The following is an 8,278-nucleotide window of genomic DNA, read 5'->3' on the forward strand; positions in this document are numbered from 1 at the left end:
TATATTTTACTATTTTGCATTGACAAAAATCGGTCAAAAAGATATCGTATTATAGAATTTGTTCGCTTTTATGTTAGAAGGAGATTTTTGATGAAGAAGACGCAAATCAAAGCTGTAGTAGCTAGTGGACTAATGGGTGTTATTCTATTAACTCTATCTGGGTGTCGTGCGAAACGTTCGCTTAGTCAAAATAATGCGAAGAATAAGCATTCAATTGCCCTGATTACGGATATTAGTGGAGTTGATGATCACTCTTTTACTGAAGCTGCTTGGCTCGGATTTAAAGCTTTTGGTAAAGAACATAAACTTAGTCAAGGAATGGGAGGATATCAATATTTTCAATCTAATAGTGAAGGAGATTTTGTCCCTAACTTCAATCAAGCAGCTAGTGCTGGATTTGAAACTTTATATGGAGTAGGGTATGCATTAAAAGAAGCTGTTGCCACAGTAGCACAAAAATATCCTGAAAAAAATTTCGTTATTATGGATGATGTTATTGAAGGGCGAAAGAATGTAGTTAGTGCAACTTTTAAATCTAACGAAGCATCATACTTAGCAGGAGTTGCTGCGGCATATACTACCAAAACTAATACTGTTGGTTTTATTGGTGGAGCTAAATCGACAGTACTAGACTTGTTTGAAGCAGGTTTTAAACAAGGGGTCCGTGATACAGCTAAAAAATTAGGTAGAAATATCACAATCTTAGATCAGTATGTTGGAGATTTCACTTCAACTGACAAGGCTAAAGCAATTGCTCAATCTATGTATGCAAAAAAAGCTGATATTATTTATCAAGCAGCAGCAACTGCTGGTAATGGAGTTTTTCAAGAAGCCAAGAATCTCAATAAAACAAGAAGCGAAAAGAATAAAGTTTGGGTAATTGGGGTTGATTCGGATCAATCAGCTCAAGGTGAATATACTAATAGTAGTGGTAAGAAAGATAATTGTACGTTAACTTCAGTATTAAAGGGATTGGGCTATGCTGTTAAAGATATTGCTGATAAAGCATATATTGGTAAGTTCCCTGATGGTCAGCACTTAGTTTACGGCTTAGAGCATAATGGTGTTTCAATTACTAAGGGCAATTTATCTACTAATGCATGGAAGGCGAGTCAAACAGCTAGAAGTCAAATTATTGCAGGAAAAATAACCGTAGAAAAAACACCAAAATAAAGTAAAAAGTACAATTAATGATTTTTTGAAGCATCTCATAATTGTTAGGTATAGGTCTAACGATTGTGAGGTGTTTTTTTATATCTGATGTGAGAGTAATAGAACAGGCTTTGTAATTTTCTGTGAACTGAAAATTTATGGGATGTTTAGCATAATTTTCTGTAAACTGAAAATTTATAGAAATTTCAGCCAAATTTTCTCTCAACTGAAAACTTTACTAAAGATATATCGATATACTGACCAAAAATATATAGTGATTTAATAAGCAAAAATTTTAAAACTCATTCAAGCAAGAACTATAATCTTGGTATGATATAAATAGAAACAATAATAAATTCTAGGAGGAATTATGGACAAAGATAAAGGAAAAACTGTTTATACTAAAGATGTATTTTTAGTAATGGCGGCTTCATTTTTCTTCATGTTTAGCGTGATGTTTATTACGCCCTTAATCAATGGATATGCGATTAGCTTAGGTGCTAGTAGTAGCTTTGCCGGATTTGTAGTCGGAATAATGAGTGTTGCTTCACTTTTTTTACGTCCTATTGCAGGTAATATTACTGATATTTTTTCAAAATATCGGTTGTCTTTAATTGGTGGAATATTGATTGCAATCGGAATTATTGGATATGTAATCACACCTAATAGTGAGTTGCTCTTATTATTCAGATTAATAAATGGAACTGGCTTTGTGTTATGTACAGTATGTATGACTACTTGGCTTGGTGCGCTTGTTCCGCGAAGTCATGTTGGACAAGCAATGGGCTTTTATGGCTTAATGAATGCGTTAGATATGGCAATCGCACCAGCAATTGCTATTGATGTATACCATACAATTGGTTATCGTAATTCATTTATTTTGGCAGCAGTAGCCAGCATTTTGATGATTATCGTCATTCAATTCGTTGAAAATCATGCCATGCCGAAGGTAAGAAAAAATAAACTAAAGAAAAAGTTTAAGTTGGTTCAGAAAAATGCTTTTCCTGTTACAATTTTGACTGCTTTATTTGCAATTCCGTATTTTATTACCCAGGCTGATATTGTGATTTATGCTGAGCAAAAACATCTTGATATTCACGTGGGGATGTATTTTGTAATTTATGCGATTGTTTTACTAGTACTGCGGATTGTATTAAAGAACTTTTTTGATACTGTAAGGTTTGGAGTTTGGCTTTATGTTGCGGCAGCTAGCATGTTCTTTTATTTATTTATATTAGCAATTATGACTAATGACTTAATGATGGGGCTTGCCGCAATTGGAATGACTGTGGGGTATGGAATTATATATTCGGTTTTGCAGTCAACGGCGTTATTGTTAGCACCACTTGAAGAACAAGGATTAGCTAGTTCGACCTTTTATATGGGAATTGACTTGGGGATGAGTTTTGGACCAATTATTGCTGGATTCATTGATACTTATTTGCCAATTCAATATTTCTATTTGGTGCAATTGATTTTAGTACCCTTAGTTTTAATTGTTTACTTTGTTTATCGCAAGCGGCTAAATGGAGCGATTGATCAACATTAAAGTGAAAATAAGAAAGTCATCGGAAAATCCCGATGACTTTTTTGTTACTAATATAAGAATGGAATAACAGGGGAAATTTGTTTGAAAAAGGCATTTTTAGTTTCTAAACTGCATTTCCAAAACCAAGTGCCTTCTTTATGAAATCCATAAAATAATGCGAAGATTAAATCAAATCCCAAAATTGCTAGATAAGGAATTAAAAGTAATAAAGCATCTTCACTAGCTAGATTGCCCCAAGCAATCAGTTGCAAGCCAATTGAAAAAAACATGATGCCTGCATAATTGCGATGTTGCTTAATTACAAAAATTAAAATAAGAGTCATAGCTATTAATGAAACTACTCCATCAATTATTAGTAAAGAAGTATAAGTTAAGCTAGTTAAAACTTTAACAGCGATAACTAAGATTAAGTTAAAGAGTCCAAATAATATGCTTACTTTAATACCTGGCAGTAAATCCTTAACCTTTAAATTGGTATTTGTAGCAAGGAAAGTTCGTGTAAGGACTGCGGATACAATAAGAATGCAAGGGATGATGTAAAGAAATTGAAATAACATTTTGTCCACATCTTTTGATATAACTTTTCCTAATTTAATTATACAGGCCCCCATCCTTGGAAAGCGCTTTAATTACTAGCTAAATAGTAAAGAAAAAAGTAAATATAATCTAAAAATTGTATTTGCTAAAAATATTATTGAATTTATATTGTATTCTCTATACCTAAAAAGCCACTCTCCAATTACGGTGAGTGGCTCTGATTTAGGAATAAGTGGACGTCTTTCCTATAAAGAATACAGGCAAGTGTCCGCGTATTAGAATACTATATTTATATCATTTTCGCAATAAAATATATTGATATATTAATAAATTTACAGAAAATAAGCATAAATTTATTAATAGTTTATTTCTGCCAGAAAGATAATTCACTGTGGGCTAAATCAATAGTATAAGTTTCTTCTTCTAATGGACGCTTAGTCATTGCTTGGTCAGTTGAATAAACAATTAATGCTAATCGACTGCCTCGTGGCATCTTGTAGTAAGTTGGTTGAAGTAAAAAGTCTAAATAGACCATTTGATTAGCCTCTATCTGGCTTGGATGTTTCATGTCTTGATAGTTTTGTAAGTTCATATGGCCTTTACAGATTAACTTAGCTTTTGTTTCTTTATCTGGCATAAACTCTTGCAAGGTATCAACACCGAAGCGATAACCTAATTCTTGACCACCAGGCATAATGAATTTGGGTGTGGCAGTTAGGCGTTTACGCTTGCCCAGTTCAACTAAGGCACAAGATAATTGCCCTTTAGCTAGACTTGCACTAACGCGAATGCGGACACGCGGACGGCCATTGATGGTAATCGGGTGTGCATATTCATCGCTAGTGAAGCGGAGGCTGGCTTTAGTCCATTTTTCTTCTCCACAAATAAATTGATATTCCCAGGCTGATTCAGAAATTTTAGCTGCTTTAAATTCTTTGCCACCAAGGTCGGTAAAGGATTTTTTAGTGTGGCCTGGAAGGTTTTTATTTAAAGTCATATCATCATTTAAGAAGTAAACCGTTTCATTACCATCATCTGTCCAATTTTCTTCTTCATGCCAAGTGTCGGCCTCTAAGTTGTCTTGAATCATTACTTTTGGCCATTGAGTAAGTGCTCCATTTTCAATATTAAGGAGTTCATGAACAAACCATAAGTTCATTAAGTCTGTAAAGTCAATTGAAACTAAGTTGTTCATATTATAGTGAGGACCTTGATGTAAGAAAAGGTGAGAGGCAATTGGTAATTTAGAAACTTTTTGCCAAAGTTTGTAAACATTTTTAGGTTTAACATTCCAGTCATTAAGTCCATGGACACTGATAAATGAGCATTTGATGCCATCAGTGTGGTGGCGGTAGTTTCTAGCTTCCCAGAAATCTGAATATTGCCCCGTGGTTCGATCACTCTTAGCTAATAAATCTTTTTGCATTTGGTCATATTTTGCTTGGACCTTAAGACGACTGCCAGCATCCCCAAGATTAGATTGACATGTTTCAGCTAGTAAATCTAAATCTTCTCCTTGGCAAGCTTCTGGAGCGACAACTAGACCGTGTTCACGATAGTAATCATACCAAGATGAAATGGCAGCTTCAGAAACAACTGTTTTAAGTCCTGCAACGCCAGTTGTTGCAATTGCAATTTGTAAAGTACCAAGGTAAGAACGACCAGTCATTCCGACATTGCCGTTGCACCAGTCAGCCTTAATTTCAGTTTGACGGCTGCGGTCAGTATAGGCAATGCGGTCGCCATGAAGCCATTCAATGATTTCTTTGGCACTTTCAGTTTCTTCTGGTGCCCCTGTAATTCTTAAACCATCGCTACCACGGGTACCAATTGCGCCAGCATAAACATTAGCTAATCCGCGAGCCAGCATATATTCATTTAAGGTGTAAGCGGCTTTGTGAACTGCTTCTTCACTAGCTTGACTAGTATCTCCACTTGGCTTTTTAGCAGGGACGGTCGGCATTGCCTTGTATTGTGGGTTAGACCAAGAACTTGCATCACTTAAATTTTCATCAACATTGTGGTTGCGTTTAACGTTGTCAATAATTCCGCCAAAGTAGGGGTCCGCAGTGTATAAAGCTGGAACTTTAAGGCCAGCATTTGATTCAGGTACCCTAAAAATAGTGACTTGCAAGAGGTCACTTTCTCCATCTTGATCTGTATCTAAATCACTTTCAACATAGACAACTTCCCGAATTACCTTGCTAGTGTCGAAAACAGGAAGACTTTTACCGTTAAAGAACATGAACTTATTTTGACCATAAAATTGGGTAAAGTAACCACGTCCTGCTATGACATCAAGATAGGTTTGACCATTTTTAGCACGAGTGTTTAATAAGAGATAAAAGGCCGAAATTAAGTCGTTTTTGTTAGTAATATCTCCAAAAATAGGTAGAGCATTTTTCTTCATTAAACTAGTTGGCTTATCAAATGCATAGTCGTAAACCACATGATAGCCTAGTAGTTGCAATGCCGCACAATAGAACTCATCAGCTGTAATTTGGCTAGGATTGTTTTTTAAAAAATCTGCCAAACTAGTTTTATCATTAACCGCAAATTCTGCTAATTTGGCTTCTTTGCTGGCATCAGTTTTTGCTTCAACGATTGCTTGTTTAAACAAGTATTTAAATAAATCGACGAATGAGTAATCTACATAATCACTTGGTAAAAACTTAATCTCAGTTAATTCTTTTACTTTTTGATCAAAGTCAGTTTTGACAAGGGCATATTGGTTGTATTTCATAAATATTCTCCTTATTTAAGCCATAACTTTTGATAAACATCTTCTTTGAAGCCACAGGATAAGTTTTCACCATCTGTGATTAAGGGACGTTTGATTAACTTACCATCACTTGCTAGTAATTTACTTGCCTCTTCAAGAGTCATTGAATCGAGTTTATCTTTGAGATGCAATTGACGATAATGTTGGCCACTAGTGTTGAAAAAGTAGCGTAAGCCACGATCCTGATACTTTGAAAGCCAAGTTTGGAATTCAGCTTCAGTTGGTGGATTTTGGGTAATGTCTACAAATTCGTAATCGACATTATGTTCATCAAGATATTTTTGTGCCTTATTTGAGGTAGAGCAACGACGATATCCATAAAATTTCATAAGCGTATCTCCTTTAGGAATCATTTAATAATATAGTAATATTTTTTGAAGAATTTAGAAAACAATTTAATTGGTAATAGGGAAGAATATTATCAAATTATTTTATCAAATTTTAGTTGACACATAAAAAGCAATCACATATAATAATTTATGTTGCTGATGCGGTTCGGTAGCTCAGCTGGATAGAGCAACGGTCTTCTAAACCGTGGGTCGTGAGTTCGAATCTCACCCGAATCACCAGTAATATTAAGGCTTAGGGTAATTGCCCTAAGCCTTATTTTTTGTTAATTATCGAAAATTATCTATTTTAGAATAAAAAGCTCAAGAACATAAAATATATCAGATTAATATTGATATATTTGTCTTGAGCTTTTCTTTTTTAATTATTTTTTTCAATTAAAAGAGAATCACGATATTCAGAAGCTTCTGGAACTTCATGAAAATCAAAAGTAAGATCCTTGTGTTCTTTTAACACCTTTTTGATTTCATTGATTGTTATATTGAAGTATTCTTTTCGTCTGTTCACTTTATTAATTCTTTGTTTGTCGAAATAATTATGAAGTTCAGCTTCAAGTTGATAGGCTTGGTCACTAAATATTAAAGCATGGACATCAAATTTAAATGGAACCGAAGCACTACCAAGTTCATTAATTCTATCCATCGGATCTAATCGACGTGTCACTCCGATTTTGTATATGTCTTTTCCAAAAGAACCTACATTTGAAATAATATATACATAGCCAGCAGTTGGGTTAGCTGCTCGATTTTCGAGTTTTTCTTTCTTTTCTTGAATAGTAGCTAACTTAGCTTGTAATTGTTGCAATTCATTTTTTAATGAAATAAGTTCGCTTTCGTTTGTTGTTTGTTTTATTTTTTCTTCAACTAATCTTTCGGCTTTTTGGAAATGAGATTCATCTTTTTCATATTTCTTACGTTCATTTTCTAATTCGCGTTGTAATTGACGCTCTTCTTGCTCTCTTTGTCGTTGCTCTCTAAGAATTTCTTTTTCTTCTTCTTTCTTCAAAGCATATTCTAAAGCTAAGCGAGCCTCATCTATTTTACTATCTAAATATTCTGCAGTTATTCTGATACTATTTTCTTCATTTAACTTATTTAATTGCTCAAATGAACGATTAATTCTTTTTTCTATTGTAGTAAAATTAGACTTTGTGACTTTATTTATTGCAGCTTCGCATTCACCGTTGAATGAGCGTAGTAATTGTTTAATATTCTTTTTTTGCAATTTTTTCCCTTGAGATACTGAATCATTTAATGTCATTTGATGAATGATTTCAGCTGCGACTTCATTTTTAATCATCAATTTTTGATTAGCTCTAATCTCAGAAAGTTTTCCTTTATAGGTACTAGAATTTGCAAAATTATATTTTGGTTTGTAAAGACCATATGATTCATACTTTATTTCATCTGAAACATCAATAATTTTAGCATTTAATTCTTTTAGTCGGCTTGTTAGCCTAGCAATTTTTTTGTCATGATTCTTAATTTTATCTTTCTTTTGAATAATTATAGTATCTAATTTATTAAGTTCTTCATTTTTATCCTTAATGAGGTTATCAAGTTGCTCTGGCTGCATTTGTTTTATTGATAGTCTAATGTCAGCTTTTTCTTTGAGTAATTGGTTTTCTTTTGTTAAGTCAACAATTTCTTTTTTTAAATCCTTTATGTGAAATAATTTAAAAATTGAAGACTTAGTTTGGATTTTCGAAGAACTTTTTTCAGTTGAATTTACACTCGAATCCTTTGAATTGTCTATATTTTGTTTTTTATTTTTTTTAAATAGTGCCATCTTTCTCTTTCTCCCCAATGGTATTTGCTTTAAATATATATGATTATACGCGTGGTGCTAGTTAAATCGTTTTAGTTAATAAAAAAGTCCAATCTTGTTAGACTCGACTTGTAAATAGTAAT

General features: G+C 33.5%; 6 protein-coding genes and 1 tRNA gene. 3 read left to right on the top strand and 4 right to left on the bottom strand.

What is annotated here, in order from left to right; all coding sequences use genetic code 11:
* Window positions 1-90: 90 nt before the first annotated feature.
* Window positions 91-1,173 (top strand): BMP family lipoprotein, encoded by a 1,083-nt coding sequence (locus ETI37_RS06105; protein ID WP_006586490.1) that lies wholly within the window; start codon window positions 91-93, stop codon window positions 1,171-1,173.
* Between the two features lie 349 nt (window positions 1,174-1,522).
* Complete coding sequence (locus ETI37_RS06110; protein ID WP_006586491.1) at window positions 1,523-2,701, top strand: MFS transporter; 1,179 nt, start codon at window positions 1,523-1,525, stop codon at window positions 2,699-2,701.
* A gap of 47 nt (window positions 2,702-2,748) precedes the next feature.
* Here ETI37_RS06110 and ETI37_RS06115 read toward each other — a convergent pair whose 3' ends face one another.
* From ETI37_RS06115 to ETI37_RS06125, 3 genes are all read right to left on the bottom strand, one after another.
* Window positions 2,749-3,258 (bottom strand): hypothetical protein, encoded by a 510-nt coding sequence (locus ETI37_RS06115; protein WP_034535742.1) that lies wholly within the window; start codon window positions 3,256-3,258, stop codon window positions 2,749-2,751.
* A gap of 344 nt (window positions 3,259-3,602) precedes the next feature.
* Entirely contained in the window at window positions 3,603-5,981 is a 2,379-nt protein-coding gene (locus tag ETI37_RS06120) for a Xaa-Pro dipeptidyl-peptidase (protein WP_006586493.1), read from the bottom strand.
* An 11-nt stretch (window positions 5,982-5,992) separates the two neighbouring features.
* Window positions 5,993-6,349 (bottom strand): arsenate reductase family protein, encoded by a 357-nt coding sequence (locus ETI37_RS06125; protein WP_006587164.1) that lies wholly within the window; start codon window positions 6,347-6,349, stop codon window positions 5,993-5,995.
* A gap of 163 nt (window positions 6,350-6,512) precedes the next feature.
* Here ETI37_RS06125 and ETI37_RS06130 point away from each other — a divergent pair.
* Window positions 6,513-6,589, top strand: a tRNA-Arg gene (locus ETI37_RS06130).
* A 139-nt stretch (window positions 6,590-6,728) separates the two neighbouring features.
* On the opposite strand, the gene ETI37_RS06135 is transcribed toward ETI37_RS06130, so the two are convergent.
* On the bottom strand, window positions 6,729-8,156 hold the full coding sequence (locus tag ETI37_RS06135) for an SNIPE associated domain-containing protein (RefSeq protein WP_006586495.1): 1,428 nt from the start codon (window positions 8,154-8,156) through the stop codon (window positions 6,729-6,731).
* Window positions 8,157-8,278: the final 122 nt, after the last annotated feature.

Origin of the sequence: Lactobacillus mulieris (genome assembly GCF_007095465.1) — a bacterium.
Lineage (GTDB): Bacteria > Bacillota > Bacilli > Lactobacillales > Lactobacillaceae > Lactobacillus > Lactobacillus mulieris.

Excerpts from the sequence above, each read along its gene's own strand:
- ETI37_RS06105 (WP_006586490.1), top strand. The coding sequence starts at position 91 with ATGAAGAAGACGCAAATCAAAGCTGTAGTAGCTAGTGGACTAATGGGT.
- ETI37_RS06110 (WP_006586491.1), top strand. The coding sequence starts at position 1,523 with ATGGACAAAGATAAAGGAAAAACTGTTTATACTAAAGATGTATTTTTA.
- ETI37_RS06115 (WP_034535742.1), bottom strand. The coding sequence starts at position 3,258 with ATGTTATTTCAATTTCTTTACATCATCCCTTGCATTCTTATTGTATCC.
- ETI37_RS06120 (WP_006586493.1), bottom strand. The coding sequence starts at position 5,981 with ATGAAATACAACCAATATGCCCTTGTCAAAACTGACTTTGATCAAAAA.
- ETI37_RS06125 (WP_006587164.1), bottom strand. The coding sequence starts at position 6,349 with ATGAAATTTTATGGATATCGTCGTTGCTCTACCTCAAATAAGGCACAA.
- ETI37_RS06135 (WP_006586495.1), bottom strand. The coding sequence starts at position 8,156 with ATGGCACTATTTAAAAAAAATAAAAAACAAAATATAGACAATTCAAAG.